We start from the raw sequence: 18,709 nt of genomic DNA, 5'->3' as shown, positions 1-18,709 counted from the left end.
CTTCAGCCGCGATCGCCGTTCAATAAAGCACCACCACGCCTGGCAGGCGAAGCGCCCGCACCGGCAGGGTCTGGGTGAGGGCGCTCAACACCGCCTCGGGCTCGTCGGTGGCGAAGGTGCCGCTCACCCGCCGCCCGGCCAGATCATCGTTGAGCAGGACCAGCCGGTCCGGATGGTAGGGCCGCAGATCGGTGAGCAGCTCGCCCAGGGGGCGGTCGCGGAACACCAGGCGGCCCCGCGCCCAGGCCAGCACGGCGTCGGCGTCCACCGCCGCCACCGGGCCGATCCGGCCGTGGCGCCAGTGCACCTGCTGGCCGGCGGTGAGCGTGCGTTCCCGGCGGCCGTCCCCGGCCACCACGCTGCCCTCGGCCACGGTGAGGCGGGTGACGCCGTCGCGGTGGCGTACCTCGAAGCGGGTGCCGGTGACCCGCACCCGGGCGTCGTCGGCGCGCACCAGGAACGGATGGGCGCGGTCCTTGGCCACCTGGAACAGGGCCTCGCCACGCACCACCTCCACCCGGCGGTGGTCGCCGGTGACGTCGATGTTGATGGCGCTGCGGCCGTTCAGGGTCACCCGGCTGCCGTCCGCCAGGGTCAGGGTGCGTTGCTCGCCGGCGCCGGTGCGCGCGTCCGCGGTCCACACCGACCAGGGCAGGCCGGCGGCCACCACCAGCAGCACCGCCACCGCCGCCAGCAGGGCGCGGCAATGGGCCAGGGCGCGAGCAATGTACTTGCCCGCCATGCGCTCGGAGACTCCCAGGCGCTGGCCGATCTCGCGCTGGCTGACGCCGTCCAGCCGGTTCCACAGCAAGGCCTGGCGCTGATGCTCGGGGAGAGCCGCCAGGGCGCTGTTGAGGCCGTCCACCGCCTGGGCGCTGCGCGCGGCGGACTCCGGCGTCGGCGTGTCGCTTTCCAGGGCCAGGTCGGGGTCGGTGAGGGCCACCGTGGTGGGGCGGCGGCGTTGCTGGCGCAGGTGGTCGATCAGCAGGTTGCGGGCGATGCGGAACACCAGGGCGCGGGGATTGCGTGGCGTCTCCCGCTGCTCCTCCAGCCGGCGCAAACGCAAGTACACCTCATGGCACAGATCGGCGGCCTGTTCCGGCGAGTCCAGACGCCGGCACAGATAGCCGTTGAGTTCCCGGGCGTGCTGTTGAAAGAGGTCGTCGGCCTGCATGGGGTGGCGCCCGCCCCGTGGGGCCGGTCATCGTGAGTGAGAATGATTCGTGATCCGTTTGCGGGCATTATGCCACCGCCCCGCCGGCCCGCGCCAGGGGCGGCGGGCGCGAGGGTTGGCGTGGCCCGCCAATCAGCGCGGAGACCGGTAGGCGTGGACGCGGTGGCCGGGTTTGGAGAATACCCACTGCCAGAGCTGGATGGTGCGTGCCCGGAACGCGCCGGCGCACACATTCAGGTAGTAGTGCCACATGCGATGAAAGCGCTCATCGTAGCGACCTTCGAGTTCCGGCCAACGGGCCTGGAAGTTGGCGTCCCAGGCTTTCAGGGTGCGCGCGTAGTCCGGGCCGAAGTTGTGCAGGTCCTCCACCACATAGCGGTGCTCGGCGTGGCGGGCGATTTGTTTGATGGACGGCAGCTCGCCGTTGGGAAAGATGTACTTGTCGATCCAGGCGTCGTGGCTGTTGGTGCTTTCGTTGTTGCCGATGGTGTGCAGCAGCATCAGCCCCCGGTCCTTGAGCAACCGCCGGGTGGTCTCCATGAAGGTGCGGTAGTTGCGCCGGCCCACGTGCTCGAACATGCCCACCGACACCACCCGGTCGTACTGGCCGGTCACCGTGCGGTAATCCTTGAGCAGCACTTCCACGGGCAGGTCCTTGCAACGTTGCCGGGCGAGCTCCGCCTGCTCGGTGGACACGGTGACGCCGTGGGCGCGCACGCCATAGTGCCGGGCGGCGTATTCCAGCAGGCTGCCCCAGCCGCAGCCGATGTCGAGCAGGGTCATGCCCGGCTCCAGCTCCAGCTTGCGGCAGATCAGGTCGAGCTTGGCTTCCTGGGCCTGGTGCAGGGTGTCCGCCTCCTTCCAGTAACCGCAGCTGTAGGCCATGGTCGGGTCGAGCATCTTCTCGAACAGATCATTGCCCAGGTCGTAGTGCCGCCTGGCCACCTGGCGGGAACGGCGCATACTCTGCCGGTTGCGCAGGCCGTGGCCAAGCAGCTGCAACGCCAGGGTCCATTTGTTCTTGCCCAGGTTGTCGGCGCCGGCGCGCAGGATGCGATGGGTGAATTCATCCAGGGCATCGCAGTCCCACCAGCCGTCCATGTAGGCTTCGCCCAGTCCCAGCGAGCGCTGGGCGGCGATACGCGAGAGCGTGTCCGGATGGTGGATTTGCATGTCCCAGGGGCGCCGACCGTTGATCTGGATGTCGGCGTTGGAGAGAACGGAAGCGATCAAGTCGTCGATGGCGCGCGACCCGGTATGGGGAGCGTCGTCGCGGCTGCGTGAACCGAGCATACAGCATCTCCTTCAGGGTTGATTGAAGACTGCATGGGTGTCACGGGCGTCAGCATGGCTGCCCTTGGAAACCATTCTTTGACGCCAGCCTCACGGACGCAAGCGCCGGCGGTGGTGAAAAATCGCCGAAGTTCCCCGCGGAACTTTATTTTTACAATAATATTCAAACAGTTGGCTTGCCGGACCCCATGGTATGAACACCTTCTATGGATGTGATTTGGGTCCGCTATTCACCTTTTTGGCGCTTTTTTCGGGAGCAGGGCATGGATTCTTTGACGCAGGCGGCGCTCGGCGGCGCCCTGGGTGGCGCGGTGCTGGGCGGTCGTCTGGGGCGCGGCGCCGTTCTCGGCGGCGCGGTGCTGGCCACCCTGCCGGATCTGGACGTTCTCATCGATTACGGCGACGCCGTGGCCAACTTTTCCGAGCACCGTGGCTTCAGCCATTCGCTGCTGGTGCTGGCGCCCCTGGCCACCCTGCTGGCCTGGGGGCTGAGCCGCTGGAAACCGGCGCCGGGCTTCGGCCGCTGGTGGGCGTTCACCACTCTGGTGCTGCTCACCCATCCGTTGCTGGACGCCTTCACCACCTATGGCACCCAGCTTTGGTGGCCGGTGGGGCCGCCGGTGGCGCTCAACAGCGTGTTCATCATCGATCCGCTTTATACCCTGCCTCTGCTGATCGCGGTGATCATCGCGTTGATCCGGCCGCCGGCGCTCACCGCGCTGTCCGTGGGGCTGGGCCTGTCCAGCGCCTACCTGGCCTGGAGCCTGGTGGCCCAGCAATGGATGACCCAGCGGGTGCAGGACACCCTGGCGGAGCGTGGCCTGGAGGCGGTGCCGCTGATGGTGCAGCCGATGCCGTTCTCCACCTTCCTGTGGCGCGCCACCGCCCTGACGCCGGACCAGCGTCTGGAAATCGTCACCGGTGTGTTCGACGGCGACCGGCCGCCCCATGTGGAGGCCTTCCCCCGGTCCCCGGAGCTGGAAACGGAAGCGGCGCGGCTCGCGGACGGCCGGCGCCTGGCCTGGTTCACCCGGGGGTTCCTGGATTACCGCCGCGACGGTGACCGTCTGGTGGTCACCGATGTGCGCCTGGGGGTGCCCGGCGCCCATCCGTTCCAGTTCGTGATCGCCCACCAGGGCCTGGACGGCTGGCAGCCGCTGACCAGCAGCCGGCTGCCACGGCCCATGGTCAACCAGGACGCCTGGCCGGCGTTGTGGCGGCGCACTTTCGCCCTGGCGCCGGTGCTGTGCCTGCGCTCGCTGACCGTCGGCGACAGCGTCGCCGCCTGCCGCTAGGCCAGTATCTGGATACCCGGACCCTTTTTATCCACAATGGCCCCGAGCGCCTTGCCATCGGCCGGACGCCAGTGGTCGCGGAAAATGCCGGGAACAAGGGGGTGGCAGGGCGGCCCTGCTGGTGCGGGCGTTGGAATAAAAATACCAACCAACCAGGAAGACCATGGCACCCGTACTCCGGAATGAGCCCGATCTGCTGCAAACACTCTACCGCTCTCTGACCCACCGGGAAGGCTTTCATGCCTTTCTGGAAAAACTGACCGGTGCCATCAACGGCTGTGCCGCCCAGCTATTGGTGATTCATCGTCAGCCCCTGCGCATGGAGCACGTCTGGTATCACGGCCTGTCGGAAGAATTCCTCGACTGGTATCTGGAAAACAACATGATCGCCCAGGATGTGGTCAGCAATCAGGCCATCAAACAGGCTCCGGGGCTTTTCCAGTCGGCCCTGCCACTGCTGCCGGATTTTCGGCCCGACGCGGACTACTCCAAATGGGAAAACGAACAGGACATGCTGGATTCCGCCTGGCTGGTGGTCGACAACACGCGCACCCACACCTTTGTCCTGACCATTCAGCGCACCGTGGGCCAGGGGCCATATCAGCAGACGGAGCTGGATGCCCTGAACCGGCTGGTGCCTCATATCCGCCAGACCGTGCAGCTTTACCGGCAACTGGAAACCCGCAGCAAGGCGGCGTCATCCCTGTCGGCCATCATTGATGTTTTGCCCGATGCCACCTTTGTACTCGACAGCCTGGCCACCGTGCTCTACTCCAACAAGGCCGCCCGGGCTCTGATCAACCGGGAGCGTTGCCTGAGCATCCGCGACGAACGCTTCAGCTTCGCCGAAAAGGACGTACAGGCCGCCTTCTTTCGCAGCTCGGCCCAGGTGGTTCGCTCCAGCATGGGGAAGGAGGGCTACTGCAGCGAGACCCTGTTCCTCAAGCGTGAACGGCGGTCCCCGCTGATTTTCGTGATCCGCCCCATCGAAAGCAGCGAACTGCTGGCCGGGGGCGCTCTGGTGAGCGTCTACGAACCGGACAACCGGCCCCTTCCCTCCGCCGAGCATATCGCCGCCTACTTCGACCTGACCCAGGCCGAAGCCCGGGTTTGTGAACAATTGGTCAGCGGCAAAAGCGTACAGGCCGTCAGCGAACAATCGGGCCGTAGCGTCGCCACCGTGCGCTCGCAGATGAAGCAGATTTTTCAGAAAACGGGCTGCTCCCGGCAAGGGGAACTGGTCAGCCGGATTCTGGCGGCGTTGTTGCGTTAGCAGGCCCCTTCGTCACTCCGGGCCGAGGGATCGGGGCGGTCCAGGGTGCGCGCCAGCAACCGGCGGCAGGCGCTGGGGGTGAGGCCGGTCCAGCGTTTGAACGAGCGCCGGAAGTTGGTGGGGTCGTTGAAACTCAGATGGCGGGCCACCTGATCGTTGCTGTAGCCATGCAGCTGCAGAAGATGCAGCGCCTCGTGTTTACGGGCCCGATCCAGCAATTGCTGGAAGTGCGTGCCCTGGCGGCGCAGCCGTCGCTTCAGGGTGGCCGGGCTGGCGCCCAGGGCGGAGGCCGCCTGTTCCAGGCTCACCGGTTCGCGCACCCGTTGGCGCAGGTAATCGTAGAGCGCCTGGATGAAGCTGGTGCGAAAGCCCAGCCGGGCCAGGTCGTTTTCGCAGTCGCGCAGGGCCAGCGCCCGGGCCGTGGCCGACGCCCGTGGCCAGGGCCGGTCCAGGTAACCGGCCGGCAGCAGCATGGCGTCCATGTGGGCGTCGAAGTGCAGGTCCGACCCCAGATGCACCCGGTATTGCTCCGGGTACGCCGGGCGCGGATAGCTGAACTGGAAGATCCAGGGCAGCCGCTCGCCGCTCAGCCAGCGGGTCACCGACGCCAACCCGGCCATCATGGTCTCCACCAGGAAACGGTATTCGTCGCCGGCGCCGCAGGCGTCCAGCCACTGCACGCAGCAGTAGTCGCCGGCGCGCGCCACCCGGGTGGTGAGCAGCGGCGAGATCAGCGACTGGGCGGACTCGAACACCGCCAGGGCCTGGCCCAGGTCCGGGGCGTTGCCGAGCAGGGCGCTCACCGCGCCATAGTGGCCGGGGAACAGGCGCTGGCCGTGCAGGAAACTCAGTTCCGGCTCCGGGTAGAGGCGGCGGGCATTGTGGATCAGCTGCAGATACTGACGCGGCGAGGCCAGGGCGCGGCCGGCGGCCACCTCGTGATAGAACAGACCGGTGTGACGCAGCAGGCGGTCCACCTCCGCGCCCTGGTCGCACACCAGGTCCATCAGCGTCACCGGTTGGTGGTGGGCGCGGATGAACTTGTCGTCCAGTTCGTAGCTGGCCTCGATCATGATGTCAGGCCGGCGCCGGTTGTTGGCGGCGCGCTTCCAGGTCCTGGTTGGCCCGTTCGATCAGCGCGTCCGGTTCGTCGCCCCGGGCCGTGGCCAGCCCCACGTCCAGGCGCTGAAGGTGGGTTTCGCCCTGGCGGGTCTTGAACGCGAAGTGATCCACCGCGGCGATCAGTTCCCCGCCCAACAGGGTCGCCTCCCGTTCGCCGGTGCCGGGCAGCACCACCGCGAAGCGGTCGCCGGCGTAGCGGCACAGCAGGTCATCCTGTCGCAGGTTGAGCAGCAACAATTCCGCCAGTTCCTGGAGCAGACGGTCCGCGTCCCGGGGCCCCAGTTGCCGGCGTACGTGATCGAAGCGGTTCACGTCCAGCATCATCAGCGTCACGGCGCGGCCGGCCTCGCCCAGCTCCATGGCCAGCTGCCGGCGCAGATAGGGCGCGCTGGTCAGGTTGGTGAGGCGATCGAAGCTGCGGTGCTCGCGGAAAATCCGCTCCCGCCGACGCAGCTGCTCGTTGATGGCCAGCTGCTCCCGTTGCCAGTGGTAGATGCCCAGGGTCAGCAGCACCATGCCCAGGGGCATGGCGCCGGATTCCACCCAATGGTCCCAGACCACCGCCTCGGGCAGGCGGATCACCTCGTCCAGCACGTCCTGCCAGTAGGCGATGAAGATGCCGGTCAGCCCGGCTACCAGATAGTTGGTAACGCGGCCTGAAGGGCGGCTATTGAGAATCAGGCCCAGCCACAGAAAGGCGAGCAGGGCGGCGCCGCCCTCGCCGGCGATGTCCAGCCAGGCGATTTCCTCCAGCCCCTTGGGGTCGCCGGCGGCCAGGTTGGCCAGCAGCACCAGGTTGGCCAGGGTGGCCACGGCGAGAATCTTCCAGCGGTGCAGATGCAGCATTCTTATCACGGTGTCGTCCTCTTCCCGTTTCCTGCAGGCACTGGTACGCGGCGGCCATGTCAGTTCGATGACAGACCGGCGGATGGCGGGCCAGGGGGTCGAATTGGCTCACCCGATCCGCCGTGGCGCGGCGTTGATCGATGAAAAAAGCCGGTCGTGCCCCCTCGGGCCGCGGCACGCCCGGCGCGCGGTGGGGGTGCGAACGGCTCAGCGCGCCCGGCCTTTCGACGTAAGTCATTGATTTTAATGGGGTTGGATTTTCCCTGTAACAGAACGGACATTTCCCGTGCCTAGTGTCCCGGCGCAACGCAATCAGGCAGGGGGGCGCCGTGCCCCGGGGGAGAACCGCATGTTCAAGAAAACTCTGCTCGCCACCCTGGTGGGCCTGGCCGCGGGCCAGGCCGCCTGGGCCCAGCAGGCCGGTGACGGCAACGAGGAGACCGTCAAGGTGATCGGCCAGGCGGCCAGCATGGACAAGGCGCTGGCCAGCCAGCGCGCCGCCGACAACATTGAAACCACCGTCAACGCCGACGCCATCGGCCAGTTTCCCGACAGCAACGTCTCCGAGTCCTTGCAGCGCCTGCCCGGGGTGTCCATCGAGCGGGACCAGGGCGAGGGCCGCTTCGTACGGGTGCGCGGCCTGGCCCCGGACCTGAACGCGGTGAACGTTAACGGCATCCAGGTGCCGGCGCCGGAATCCGACCGCCGCGCCGTGGCCCTGGACGTGATTCCCTCGGAGCTGCTGGAGTCGCTCACGGTGGTGAAATCGCTCACCCCGGACATGGACGCCAACTCCCTGGGCGGCACCGTGGAGGTGAACAGCCTGTCGGCCTTCGACCGCGACGGGCTCTACTACTCCGTGTCCGGCCAGGCCGGTTACGACGAGCACAGCGAGGAAACCAGCCCGGAACTGTCCGCCGCCGCCAGTAATCGCTTCGACCTGGGCGACGGCCAGGACAACTTCGGCGTCGCCGCCGCCATCAGCTGGGCGGAGCGGGACTTCGGCTCCGACAACGTGGAAACCGGCGGCGCCTGGGATTTCGACGGCGACACGCCGCGCCTGGAGGAATTCGAACAGCGCGACTACACCATCACCCGGGAACGGCTGGGCATGGCGCTGAACCTGGACTACCGGCCCGACGACAACACCAGCTACTACCTGCGCACCCTGCACAGCCGCTTCCGCGACCAGGAAGTGCGCCAGGCCACCATCTACGGTTTCGACAGTGCCCAGGCCGCCGGCGAGACCGGCCTCACCGAGGTGGAGAAGGAACTCAAGAACCGGGAGGAAACCCAGGAAATCACCTCCCTGGTGTTCGGCGGCAAGAAGCGCTGGGACCGCTGGATCATGGAATACAACCTGGGCTACAGCGAAGCCAGCGAGGAAGAGCCCCGCCACACCGACGGCGCCGTGTTCGTCGCCGAGCTGCCCAACGGCGGTTTCACCGACAGCCGCCAGCCCAATGCGCTGCACCCGGACGGTTTCTTCGACGACGGCAACTACGAACTGGACGAGGTGGAAGTCGCCAGCGGTGACACCGAGGACAACCAGACCGACCTCAAGCTGGACTTCACCCGCGAGCTGCTGTGGAACAACAACCCGGCTTCCATCAAGTTCGGCACCAAGATGGCGCGCCGCGACAAGGAAGGCGACGTCAACGTCTGGACCTACGAACCGGACGGCAACCTGGCGGACTTCCGCACCGACGTGGACTACGAGCTGGGCGACATCGGCTCCGGCATCGACCCGGACGCCATGGACAACGCGCTCAGCGGGCCCGGCGAGTTCGACGCCGAGGCCTCCGCCATCGAGGACTACAAGATTTCCGAGGACCGCGACGCCGCCTACGTGATGGGCACCGTGGACTTCGAGAAGCTGCGCCTGCTGGGTGGCGTGCGTTATCAGCGCACCGACTTCGAGGCCCGGGGCAACGGCGTCGAGGACGGCACCCTGGTGACCAATGACTACGACGAAAGCGAGGACCACTGGCTGCCGGCCCTGCACCTGCGCTACCAGCTCGGCCGCGACACCATCGCTCGCGCCGCCTTTACCCAGTCCGTGGTGCGGCCCACCTTCGAACAGCTTTCTCCGGGCTTCGAGATCGACGGCGACGAAGCCAGCTTCGGCAACCCGGAGCTCAAGTCCCTGGAAGCCAACAACTTCGATCTTGGCATCGAGCACTACATGGGTCGCGCCGGGGTGATCTCCGCCTTCGCGTTCTACAAGGACATCGACAACTTCGCCTACCTCACCGATCTGGGTGGTTCGCCGGGCTACGAGGCGTTCAGCGACGCGGAGACCTTCGACAACGGCAGCGACGCTTCGGTGTACGGCCTGGAGCTGTCCTACTCCAAGCAGTTCAACGAATTGCCGGCGCCGTTCAACGGCCTGCTGGTGGGTGCCAACGCCACCTTCGTGGATTCCGAGGCCACCATCGAAAGCTACGACGATGACGCCGGCGCCTATTCCCGCCGCGACATCCCGCTGCCCAGCCAGTCCGACGTCACCGGCAACCTGGTGTTCGGTTACGAAACGCCGCGCCTGAGTCTGCGCCTGGCGGCCAACTACACCGGTGAGTTCCTGCAGGAAGTGAGCGACCCCCTGGACGATCGCTACGACATCTACACCGATGACCATGTTCAACTGGACTTCACCGGTCACTACTTCCTCACCGAGCAGCTCCAGCTCACCTTCGAGGCGATCAACATCAATGATGAACCCTTCTACGCCTACACCGGCAAGGAGCGGTTCAACGCCCAGTACGAGGAATACGGCCCGACCTACAAGCTGGGCCTGTCCCTCAAACACTTTTGATCAGGCAGGGCGGTACCCGGCACGCGCCGGATGCCGCCGGCTTTTTTCCTGACGTAAGGACGACACCATGAAGAAATGCACCACCCTGTTTTTGCTGTGCCTGGGCGGCGCCTTGTTGGCCGGTTGCCAGCATGGGCCGGACCGGGCACCGCCTTGGGTGCCGGATCAACGGGCCGGGCTGGCGCTGTGGTTTCCCGGCGCCGGCGCCGGCGCCGGCGACGGCTGGGCGGCGATCAGCGCCGACGGCGACCTCACCGTGGACGGCGCCGCTGCGCCGCTGCGCGCCGGCGATTTCGAACGCCTCGACGGCCGGCGTCTGGACGACGGCCGCTGGCGGCTGGCCACCGTGGACACCGCCGCCAACCAGGTGGTGGTGCTGGAGGTGGCGAACCACCGGGCGCGTACCCTGACCACCCTGCCGGTGCCGGACTACGAAGTGAACGGGCTCTGCCTGTACCAGGACCGGGACGCGCATCTGTCCGTGTTCGTGCTGGACGAGCGCGGCGGCGCCGACCAGTGGTTGCTGCGCGACGGCGGCGAGCCGCTACACGTGCGTCGCCTGGTGTTGCCCGCCGGCGCCGAGTACTGCCGCGTGGACGACCGCCGGGACGCCCTCTACGTGAGCGAGGAAGGTGTCGGCCTGTGGCGCTACCGCGCCGATCCGGAACGGGACCCGGAGCGCACCCTGGTCGATGCCCGCCACCCCCATGGCGGCCTGGCCGGGAGCGCCAAGGGCCTGGCCCTGATCCCCGGCGGCGTGGCCTTGCTCGACGCGGACGCCGCCGAGCTGCACCTGTATCGCGACGGCGCCCCGGTGGGCGCGCCCCTGGCGGTGCCCGACCTGGACGAACCGGAACGGCTGGCCAGCCGCTGGCGGGACGGCCGGCTCACCCTGGTGGTCCTGGATGACGACGGCGCCGCCGCGCGGCGTCTGACGGTGCCCTGGGACGCCGCCACCAGCGACCAGGAAGAAGCGGATCTGGTCACCGTGCTGCCCAGCGCCCAAACCGAGCCGGTGGCCCGCTTCGGCGACGCCGCCGACGACCCGGCGATCTGGATTCACCCGGACAACCCGGCCGCCAGCCTGGTGCTCGGCACCGACAAGAAAAACGGCCTGCACGTCTACGACCTGGCGGGCAGGGAACGTCAGTTCCTGCCCGCCGGCAAGCTCAACAACGTGGACGTGCGCGGCAACCTGGCGGTGGCCAGCAACCGGGACCATAACAGCCTGCACCTGTTCGACATCGACGCCGCCAGCGGCCGTCTCACCGACCTGGGCGAACTCGCCACCGGCCTGGAGGAAATCTACGGCCTGTGCATGCACCGGGACGGCGAAGGCCGCGTCCATGCCATCGCCAACGGCAAGAGCGGCGCCTTCGAGCAGTACCGGCTGCAACGCTCGGAGCACGGCGTGCGCGGCGAACGGGTGCGTCGCTTCCAGGTGCCCAGCCAACCGGAAGGCTGCGTCGCCGACGACGCCACCGGCCGCCTGTTCGTGGGCGAGGAGAACGCGGCGGTGTGGGTGCTGCCCGCCGACCCGGACGACCCGACCCCGGCGCGCCCGGTGATCGAGGTGGGCGACAAGGTGGTCGCCGACATCGAGGGTCTGGCCCTGCACGTGGGCGACGACCACCGCTACCTGGTGATCTCCAGCCAGGGCAACAACAGCTATGTGGTGGTGGACGCGGTGCCGCCCTTCGCTTACCGGGGCCGCTTCCGCATCGGCGCCAACCTGGACGCCGCCATCGACGGCGCCTCGGAAACCGATGGGCTGGAAGTGACCGCCCTGGACCTGGGCGGCGCCTATGGCGAGGGCCTGCTGGTGGTCCAGGACGGCCGCAACCGGCTGCCCCAGGCCCCGCAGAACTTCAAGTACGTGCCCTGGACGGCGGTGCGCGAGGCCTTGGGGCTTTAAGCATGTAAGTAAAGGGACTGTCATCCGCCTTTTATAGAGTGGTCACGAAACTGTCTTGAGAGCTTTTATGAACAAGCCAATCGGAACCCTGATGGTGCTGGCGGCCCTGGCCGCCGGCGGCGTCCGGGCCGCGGACATGCAGGCGGTCACCGCCGAGGGCGAGGCACGGGCCTCGGAAAGCGGCGCCGCCCAGAACCGGGTCGCCGGCCTGGACGACGAAAGCGCCCGGCTGGAAGCGGAGTACCGCCAGCTGCTGCGTACCGTGGACGGCCTGGAAACCTACAACCGGGTGCTCGGCGAGCAGGTCGCGGCCCAGGAAAGCGAACGCCAGGACATGGCCGCCTCCCTGGACAACGCCGCCCGCCTGGAACGCCGCCTGGTACCCCTGATGGACCGCATGATCGAGCGGCTGGATACCTTCATCGACGAGGATCTGCCGTTCCAGGTAGGGGCGCGCCACGCCGCCGTGGACCAACTGCGCCAGCGGCTCGGCGACCCGGACGCGCCGGTGGCGGACACCCTGCGCCGGGTGTTCGAGGCCTACGCCGGCGAAGCCGCCCACGGCCGTTCCCTGGACAGCTGGCGGGGCACCCTGGAGCTGGACGGCGAGCGCCGCGACGTGAACCTGCTGCGGGTGGGCCGCGTGGCCCTGATGTACCGCACCCTGGACGGCGAGGCCCTGGGCGCCTGGGACCCGGGCGCCGGCCAGTGGCGGAGCCTGGACCGGGGCGAATACCGCCGCGCCTTCGACATGGCGATGAAAATCGCCGACAAACAGGCGGCGCCGGAGCTGATCCGGGTGCCCCTGTTCGGTGCCCGGGAGGTGACCCCATGACTCGCGTACTGGTGTGTGTACTGGCGGCGCTGCTGATGGCGCCGGCCCTGGCCGCCGACCGGCTGTCCATTGATACCCTGCTGGAGCAGGCTCGTCAGGGCCGCGCCGGGGAAGCCGAGGAAAACCGCGAGCGGCTGGAACGCTTCCGTGCCGAGCGCGACCGCCAGGCGGCGCGGGTGGCGGAACTGCGCGCCCGGCGCGACGCCCTGGAGCGGCGCAGCGAGGAACTGGAGCAGCGCTTCGAGGCCAACCGCGACGCCCTGGAAACGCGCCGCGCCGAACTGCGCGAGGCCCTGGGTGGCATGCGCGAGGTGTTCGGCGTGATCCAGCAGGTGGCCGCCGATGCCCGGGCGGATTTCCGCGACAGCGTCACCCAGGTGCAATACCCGGAACGGGACGCCTTCCTGGCCGGGTTGATCCAGCGCATGGGCAATGGCGACCGGCTGCCGGACCTGGACCAGGTGGAGCGCCTGTGGCTGGAACTGGACCGGGAAATGCGCGCCGGCGGCCAGGTGGCGCGCTTCAAGCACCCGATCGTGGAAGCGGACGGCGACACCGACAGCGACGAAACCGTCACTCGGGTGGGCCTGTTCCAGCTCACCGCCGACGACGACTATCTGGAATACCTGCCCGCCGAGAACCGCCTGGTGGAGCGCGCCGCCCAGCCCGACGGCGCCGCCCGCGCCAGCGCCGAGGCCCTGGACGAGGAGCGCTTCCCGGTGGCCTTCGCCCTGGACCCCACCCGTGGCGAATTGCTCGACATGCTGGTGAGCATGCCCGGCTTCCTGGAGCGCCTGCGCCAGGGCGGCCTGATCGGCTACGCCATCCTGCTGCTGGGCGCCGTGGCGGTGCTGGTGACCTTGGAGCGGGCCCTGGTGCTGGCCCGCCAGCGCCGCCGCTTCACGCGCCAGATGAAGGACCCGGCGCACCCCGGCGATAACCCCCTGGGCCGCATCCTGGCCTGCTACGCGGACCAGCGCCACCGGGACCCGGAAACCCTGGAGCTGAAGATCGGCGAAGCGCTGATCAAGGAACTGCCGCCGCTGCAGAAGCGCCTGGTGTGGCTGAAGATGATCGCCATGGTGGCGCCGCTGATGGGCCTGCTAGGCACCGTCACCGGCATGATCGTCACCTTCCAGTCGATCACTCTGTTCGGCACCGGCGATCCCAAGCTGATGGCCGGCGGCATTTCCCAGGCCCTGGTGACCACCGTCATGGGGCTGTCCGTGGCGATTCCCACGCTGCTGCTGCACACCCTGCTGCACGCCCGCGCCCGGGCCCTCGGCCAGGTGCTGGAAGAGCAGGCCGCGGGCATGGTCGCCGAACAAATGGCCGGCGCCCGCGCCGCCGCCTGAGGAAGCGACCATGCTCGACGCCCTGCGTGAACTGCTGGATCTGGGTGGCCCGGTGCTGTGGCTGATCGGCGCCGTGCTGGTGGCCCTGTGGACGCTGATCGCCGACCGCTGGCTGTACCTGTGGCGGGTCCATCCGGACCGCCGCCGCCGGGCCCTGGCGGTGTGGCGGACGGTGCGCCCGCCCAACCTGTGGAGCGCCCGCAAGCTGCGCGCCCGGCTGGTGTCCCTGGTGGCCCAGCCCCTGGAGCGGCACCTGGCGCTGATCCGCACCCTGATCGCCCTGTGCCCGCTGCTCGGCCTGCTGGGCACGGTCACCGGCATGCTGCGGGTGTTCGACGTGCTGGCGGTGATCGGCACCGGCGACGCCCGCGCCCTGGCCGACGGCGTGGCCCGCGCCACCGTGCCCACCATGGCCGGCATGGTGGCGGCCCTGTCCGGCGTGCTGATGAGCCACTACCTGGCGCGCCGCGCCCGCTACGAGCGCGAAGCGCTCACCGACGCCATGACCATCGACGCCCCCGGGGGAGACACCCATGCGTAGATTCGCCTGGCAGGACCAGACCGACGAGCAGGACACCGGCATCGATGTGACGCCCATGCTCGACGTGGTGTTCATTCTGCTGATCTTTTTCATCGTCACCGCCTCCTTCGTCAAGGAGACCGGCGTGGAGGTGACCCGCCCCACGGCGGACACCGGCACCAGCCGGGAAGGCGCCAACATCGTGGTGGCCATCGACAACCAGAACCGGGTGTGGATCGACCAGCGCCAGGTGGGTCCCCACGCGGTGGAAGCCCACGTGGCCCGGCTGCACGCCCGCAACCCCCAGGGCAGTGTGGTGATCCAGGCGGACGCCGCCTCCAACACCGAAACCCTGGTCACGGTGATGGACGGCGCCCGCGCCGCCGGGGTCCCGGACATCGCCATCGCCACCCGGAGCGGGCGCTGATGACGGCCATCCAGCAACAGCTCGCCGGCGGCGGCGGACGCTTCACCCGCCTGCTGGCCCTGCCCGCCGCGCTGGTCGCGGCGCTGCTGCTGGGCTGGCTGATGGCGCGGCTGATCCAGGCCGAGGGCGAGGCGCCGCCCAGCCGGGAGCCCATGAAGGTGGTGCGCTTCGACGACAGCCGCCCGCAGCGCGCCCAGCCGGCAAGCCAGGCCCTGCCCCAGCGGCCGCCGGACACACCGGCACCGCCGCTGCCCTCGCCGGTGGCCCTGGACACGCCGGCCCCGGCCACTCCGGACCTGCCCCTGCCGGCGGCTCCCACGGAGCGCCCCAGCGTCACCCCGGACCTGAAGCTGGGGGACCTGGGCGAGCCGTCGGCGCCGGTCAGCGACAGCGGCGAGTACCTGCCCATGACCAAGGTCACGCCGGCCTACCCGGAGCGGGCCCGCATGCAGAACCTGGAAGGCGACTGCGTGGTGGAATACACGGTCACGCCCCAGGGCACCACCACCGATGTGCGGGTGGTGGAGGACGAGTGCGAGAACTGGTTGTTCCGCCGGCCGGCGGTGAAGGCGGCGCAACGGTTTCGTTATCAGCCGCGCCACCAGAACGGCCAGGCGGTGGCCGTGCCCGGGGTGCGCAACCGCTTTGAATTCCGCCTGGAGTAAACCCATGCGTTATTGGCTTGTTGTCCTGCTGCTTGTGTCCCTCGGCGCCCAGGCGGCGCTGCGCCCGGCGGTTCATGAACGGCTCCAGGACGCCCGCGCCCGGGCCGAGGCCGGCCACGGCGACGCCGCCCTGGCGGCCCTGGAGACGCTCACCTCCGAGCTGGACCTCACCGGCGAGGAGCGCGCCCGGGTGGACGAACTGCGCGGCTACCTGCATTACCAGGCCGGCCGCCACGACGCCGCCCTGAGCGCCTACCAGGCGGTGGCCGCCAACCCGGACGCGCCGGCGCCCTTGCTGGACGGTACCCGCCGGGCGCTGCTGTGGCTTTATTACGACGCCGGCCGCATGGACCGGGCCCTGGCCCAGTTCCGCGCCCTGGCCGCGCGCCACGACCAGCTCACGCCCGAGCTCCATGTGCTGGGCGCCACCGTGCTGCACGGCGCCGGTGACCACCGGGCCGCCGCCGACCATCTGCGCCGGGCGGTGGCCGGCCGGGAAGCCCGCGGCGAGGCGGTGCCGGACGCCTGGCTATCGTCCTGGCGGGCGAGCCTGCAGGCCGCCGGCGATTACCGCGCCGCCGCCCGGGTGCAGAACCGGCTGGTGAACCGCTCGCCCAGCCCGGAGCACCTGCTGGCCCTGGCCGGCCTGTACGGCCGCGCCGGCGAGCCGCGCAAGCAGGTGGCGGTGCTGGAAAGCCTGTACGAGAACGGTCAACTGCCGGGCACCGACGCCCTGCGCACCCTGATCGCCCTGTACCAGCGCCTGGACCGGCCCCTGCAGGCGGCCCGCGTCCTGGACGCGGCGCTCCGGGACGGCGTCCTGGGCGCCAGCCGGGAACGCCGCCGGCGGCTCGCCGGCCTGTGGCTCCAGGCCCGGGAGCAGGACCGCGCCCAGGCCACCCTGGAACGGCTGGTGGAGGACTACCCGGACGCGGACCTCTATCTGCAGCTGGCGCGGCTCCATAACCGGGCACAGCGCTGGGGTGAGGCTGCCGACGCCCTGGGGCAAGCCCTGGCGCGGGGCGTGGACGACCGCGCCGACACCCTGATGGCGCTGGGCGTGGCCCGTTACCGCCAGGGCCGCCGGGCCGCCGCCCGGGACGCCTTTGAGCAGGCCCGCCGCCATGCCGCCCGCCGCGCCGACGCCGAACAATGGCTGGCCCACCTGAGCCGGCAACCTTGAGGACCGAACCATGACCGATTCCCGCTTTCGCATCGACCCGGACGCCCTGGAGGCGCTGGACGACCGGCCGGTGGCCCGTCCCCGCGCCGGCGCGCCCCTGGACCCGCACCGGCGACGCTTTCTGCGCGGCGGCCTGGGCCTGGCCGCCGCCGGGTTCTTCGGCGCGCCTCTGGCCGGCTGCGCGCCGTCCGCCCCGGCCCCGGGCGGGCGCCCGGCCATCGGCTTCACGCCCCTGGCCCGCCAGACCGACCCCGCCTTCGACGCCGTGGCCGTGCCCGACGGCTACCGCGCCCGGGCGTTTTACGCCTGGGGAGATCCGATCCGCGCCGGCGCGCCGGCCTGGAAGCCGGACGCCTCCAACGACTGGCGCGACCAGCTTGAACAGGCCGGCGACAACCACGACGGCATGCATTACTTCCCGTTCCCGGACGACCCCAACGGCCACGGCCTGCTGGTGATCAACCACGAAAAGGTGGAAACGGAATACCTGCACCCGAACGGCCCCACGGTCCGCCAGGACGCGGACGGCCGCCGCCGGCGTCCGGTGCGGGAAGTGAAAAAGGAACTGGCCGCCCACGGCGTCAGCGTCATCGAAGTGCGCCGCGACGACGACGGTGAGTGGCGGCGGGTGATGGACTCCCGCTACAACCGCCGGATCAGTGCCCTGACGCCCATGGTCCTGCGCGGCCCAGCCGCCGGCACCCCGGGCCTGCGCACCGCCTCGGACCCGGACGGGCGCACCGTGATCGGCACCTTCGCCAACTGCGCCCTGGGCTACACCCCCTGGGGCACCTATCTCGCCTGCGAGGAAAACTGGCCCAACTACTTCGTCAACCGGGACGCGGCGGACCACGCCGGGCGCGCGAGCCATGCCCGCTACCGGGTCAGCCAGGGCGAGGTCAGCAACTATTATCTGTGGGAAACCGCCGAACCGCGCTTCGACGCCACCCCGGACCCGGCGGCGCCCCACGGCGGCCACGTCAACGAGCCCAACCGCTTCGGCTGGGTGGTGGAAATCGACCCGTTCGACCCCGACGGCACCCCGGTGAAGCGCACCGCCATGGGCCGGCTGGTGCGCGAATGCAGCACCCCCTCGGTGGCGCCGGACGGCCGCTTGGCGTTCTACTTCGGCGACGACACCCGGGGCGAATATGTCTACAAGTTCGTGCCCGCCGGCCGCTACCGGCCCGACGACCCGGCCGCCAACCGCCACCTGCTCGACGAGGGCACCCTCTACGTGGGCGTGTTCGGCGACGGCGGCAAGGGGGAATGGCGGCCCCTGGTTCACGGCCAGGGCCCGCTCACCGCGGAGAACGGCTTTCATGATCAGGCGGACGTGCTGATCAACGCCCGGGGCGCCGCCGACCTGGTGGGCGCCACCACCATGGACCGGCCGGAATGGGTGGCGGTGAAACCGGGCAACCGGGAGGTCTACGTCTCGCTCACCAACAACCACAAGCGCGGCCAGGTGGCGGATCAGCCGGTCAACGGCGCCAACCCGCGCTCACCGAACCTGCACGGCCAGATCCTGCGCTGGCGGGAACGGGACGACGACCCCGCCGCCACCCGCTTCCAGTGGGAGCTGTTCCTGCTGGCCGGCTACGACCGGGACGCGGACGTGCCCGACGCCCAGAAAGGCACCATCGACGGCGACGTCTTCTCGTCCCCGGACGGCCTCTGGTTCGACCCGGACGGCCGCCTCTGGATCGAGACCGACTACGACGACGCCGGCCCCGACCACGCCGCCATGGGCACCAACCAGTTGCTGTGCGCCGACCCGGACACCGGCGAGGTAAAACGCTTCCTGGTGGGCCCGCGCGGCTGCGAGATCACCGGCATCACCGGCACCCCGGACGGCCGCGCCCTGTGGATCAACGTGCAGCACCCGGGCATCAGCTTCCCCGCCGGCGACGGAAAGACCCGGCCGCGCTCCGCCACCGTGCTGATCGAGAAGAACGACGGCGGCGTGATCGGCACCTGAGGGGAATGGA

15 protein-coding genes are annotated in these 18,709 nt (G+C 69.4%); 11 read left to right on the top strand and 4 right to left on the bottom strand.

The window, feature by feature from the left end:
• Positions 1 to 19 precede the first annotated feature (19 nt).
• Both HMJ39_RS14805 and cfa read right to left on the bottom strand, forming a co-directional pair.
• A complete protein-coding gene (locus HMJ39_RS14805; protein WP_194297892.1) occupies positions 20 to 1,174 on the bottom strand; it encodes a sigma-70 family RNA polymerase sigma factor in 1,155 nt (384 codons plus the stop codon).
• Positions 1,175 to 1,306: 132 nt separating this feature from the next.
• Positions 1,307 to 2,467: a cyclopropane fatty acyl phospholipid synthase gene (gene cfa / locus HMJ39_RS14800; RefSeq protein WP_194297891.1), complete on the bottom strand. Its 1,161-nt coding sequence runs from the start codon at positions 2,465 to 2,467 to the stop codon at positions 1,307 to 1,309.
• Between the two features lie 263 nt (positions 2,468 to 2,730).
• Here cfa and HMJ39_RS14795 point away from each other — a divergent pair, with 263 nt between their 5' ends.
• Both HMJ39_RS14795 and HMJ39_RS14790 read left to right on the top strand, forming a co-directional pair.
• Entirely contained in the window at positions 2,731 to 3,762 is a 1,032-nt protein-coding gene (locus tag HMJ39_RS14795) for a metal-dependent hydrolase (protein WP_194297890.1), read from the top strand.
• 163 nt (positions 3,763 to 3,925) lie between these two features.
• Positions 3,926 to 5,035 (top strand): helix-turn-helix transcriptional regulator, encoded by a 1,110-nt coding sequence (locus tag HMJ39_RS14790; RefSeq protein WP_194297889.1) that lies wholly within the window; start codon positions 3,926 to 3,928, stop codon positions 5,033 to 5,035.
• Here HMJ39_RS14790 and HMJ39_RS14785 read toward each other — a convergent pair.
• Together HMJ39_RS14785 and HMJ39_RS14780 are read right to left on the bottom strand one after the other, a co-directional pair.
• Complete coding sequence (locus HMJ39_RS14785) at positions 5,032 to 6,108, bottom strand: AraC family transcriptional regulator (RefSeq protein WP_228462394.1); 1,077 nt, start codon at positions 6,106 to 6,108, stop codon at positions 5,032 to 5,034. The two genes, HMJ39_RS14790 and HMJ39_RS14785, sit on opposite strands and share 4 nt — an antisense overlap.
• 4 nt (positions 6,109 to 6,112) lie before the next feature.
• Complete coding sequence (locus HMJ39_RS14780) at positions 6,113 to 7,003, bottom strand: GGDEF domain-containing protein (RefSeq protein ID WP_228462393.1); 891 nt, start codon at positions 7,001 to 7,003, stop codon at positions 6,113 to 6,115.
• Between the two features lie 349 nt (positions 7,004 to 7,352).
• On the opposite strand from HMJ39_RS14780, the gene HMJ39_RS14775 reads away from it, so the two are divergent.
• From HMJ39_RS14775 to HMJ39_RS14735, 9 genes are all read left to right on the top strand, one after another.
• Entirely contained in the window at positions 7,353 to 9,818 is a 2,466-nt protein-coding gene (locus HMJ39_RS14775) for a TonB-dependent receptor (RefSeq protein ID WP_194297887.1), read from the top strand.
• Between the two features lie 67 nt (positions 9,819 to 9,885).
• A complete protein-coding gene (locus tag HMJ39_RS14770) occupies positions 9,886 to 11,733 on the top strand; it encodes a phytase (RefSeq protein ID WP_194297886.1) in 1,848 nt (615 codons plus the stop codon).
• Positions 11,734 to 11,800: 67 nt separating this feature from the next.
• Positions 11,801 to 12,568 carry a DUF3450 domain-containing protein gene (locus HMJ39_RS14765; RefSeq protein ID WP_194297885.1) on the top strand — a complete coding sequence of 256 codons (768 nt, stop codon included), beginning with the start codon at positions 11,801 to 11,803 and terminating at the stop codon, positions 12,566 to 12,568.
• Complete coding sequence (locus HMJ39_RS14760; RefSeq protein WP_194297884.1) at positions 12,565 to 13,923, top strand: MotA/TolQ/ExbB proton channel family protein; 1,359 nt, start codon at positions 12,565 to 12,567, stop codon at positions 13,921 to 13,923. Before HMJ39_RS14765 ends, HMJ39_RS14760 begins: the two co-directional genes overlap by 4 nt.
• A gap of 10 nt (positions 13,924 to 13,933) precedes the next feature.
• The gene (locus HMJ39_RS14755) at positions 13,934 to 14,464 is read left to right on the top strand and encodes a MotA/TolQ/ExbB proton channel family protein (protein ID WP_194297883.1); all 531 of its coding nucleotides are present in this window, start codon (positions 13,934 to 13,936) and stop codon (positions 14,462 to 14,464) included.
• Positions 14,457 to 14,870 (top strand): ExbD/TolR family protein, encoded by a 414-nt coding sequence (locus HMJ39_RS14750; RefSeq protein ID WP_194297882.1) that lies wholly within the window; start codon positions 14,457 to 14,459, stop codon positions 14,868 to 14,870. Before HMJ39_RS14755 ends, HMJ39_RS14750 begins: the two co-directional genes overlap by 8 nt.
• On the top strand, positions 14,870 to 15,535 hold the full coding sequence (locus HMJ39_RS14745) for an energy transducer TonB (RefSeq protein WP_194297881.1): 666 nt from the start codon (positions 14,870 to 14,872) through the stop codon (positions 15,533 to 15,535). Before HMJ39_RS14750 ends, HMJ39_RS14745 begins: the two co-directional genes overlap by 1 nt.
• Positions 15,536 to 15,539: 4 nt before the next feature.
• On the top strand, positions 15,540 to 16,718 hold the full coding sequence (locus HMJ39_RS14740; protein ID WP_194297880.1) for a tetratricopeptide repeat protein: 1,179 nt from the start codon (positions 15,540 to 15,542) through the stop codon (positions 16,716 to 16,718).
• A 10-nt stretch (positions 16,719 to 16,728) separates the two neighbouring features.
• Complete coding sequence (locus HMJ39_RS14735; protein ID WP_194297879.1) at positions 16,729 to 18,699, top strand: PhoX family protein; 1,971 nt, start codon at positions 16,729 to 16,731, stop codon at positions 18,697 to 18,699.
• Positions 18,700 to 18,709 lie beyond the last annotated feature (10 nt).

Origin of the sequence: Alloalcanivorax profundimaris (genome assembly GCF_015265435.1) — a bacterium.
Classification (GTDB): Bacteria; Pseudomonadota; Gammaproteobacteria; order Pseudomonadales; family Alcanivoracaceae; genus Alloalcanivorax; species Alloalcanivorax profundimaris.
Note: the sequence above shows the minus strand (reverse complement) of the source record. Positions and strands in the feature narration are given on the sequence as shown.

What these genes read in the sequence shown, in the direction of transcription:
- HMJ39_RS14785 (WP_228462394.1), bottom strand. Translation starts at nt 6,108, where the DNA reads ATGATCGAGGCCAGCTACGAACTGGACGACAAGTTCATCCGCGCCCAC.
- HMJ39_RS14740 (WP_194297880.1), top strand. Translation starts at nt 15,540, where the DNA reads ATGCGTTATTGGCTTGTTGTCCTGCTGCTTGTGTCCCTCGGCGCCCAG.
- HMJ39_RS14775 (WP_194297887.1), top strand. Translation starts at nt 7,353, where the DNA reads ATGTTCAAGAAAACTCTGCTCGCCACCCTGGTGGGCCTGGCCGCGGGC.
- HMJ39_RS14750 (WP_194297882.1), top strand. Translation starts at nt 14,457, where the DNA reads ATGCGTAGATTCGCCTGGCAGGACCAGACCGACGAGCAGGACACCGGC.
- HMJ39_RS14770 (WP_194297886.1), top strand. Translation starts at nt 9,886, where the DNA reads ATGAAGAAATGCACCACCCTGTTTTTGCTGTGCCTGGGCGGCGCCTTG.
- HMJ39_RS14755 (WP_194297883.1), top strand. Translation starts at nt 13,934, where the DNA reads ATGCTCGACGCCCTGCGTGAACTGCTGGATCTGGGTGGCCCGGTGCTG.
- HMJ39_RS14735 (WP_194297879.1), top strand. Translation starts at nt 16,729, where the DNA reads ATGACCGATTCCCGCTTTCGCATCGACCCGGACGCCCTGGAGGCGCTG.
- HMJ39_RS14805 (WP_194297892.1), bottom strand. Translation starts at nt 1,174, where the DNA reads ATGCAGGCCGACGACCTCTTTCAACAGCACGCCCGGGAACTCAACGGC.
- HMJ39_RS14790 (WP_194297889.1), top strand. Translation starts at nt 3,926, where the DNA reads ATGGCACCCGTACTCCGGAATGAGCCCGATCTGCTGCAAACACTCTAC.
- HMJ39_RS14795 (WP_194297890.1), top strand. Translation starts at nt 2,731, where the DNA reads ATGGATTCTTTGACGCAGGCGGCGCTCGGCGGCGCCCTGGGTGGCGCG.
- cfa (WP_194297891.1), bottom strand. Translation starts at nt 2,467, where the DNA reads ATGCTCGGTTCACGCAGCCGCGACGACGCTCCCCATACCGGGTCGCGC.
- HMJ39_RS14780 (WP_228462393.1), bottom strand. Translation starts at nt 7,003, where the DNA reads ATGCTGCATCTGCACCGCTGGAAGATTCTCGCCGTGGCCACCCTGGCC.
- HMJ39_RS14765 (WP_194297885.1), top strand. Translation starts at nt 11,801, where the DNA reads ATGAACAAGCCAATCGGAACCCTGATGGTGCTGGCGGCCCTGGCCGCC.
- HMJ39_RS14745 (WP_194297881.1), top strand. Translation starts at nt 14,870, where the DNA reads ATGACGGCCATCCAGCAACAGCTCGCCGGCGGCGGCGGACGCTTCACC.
- HMJ39_RS14760 (WP_194297884.1), top strand. Translation starts at nt 12,565, where the DNA reads ATGACTCGCGTACTGGTGTGTGTACTGGCGGCGCTGCTGATGGCGCCG.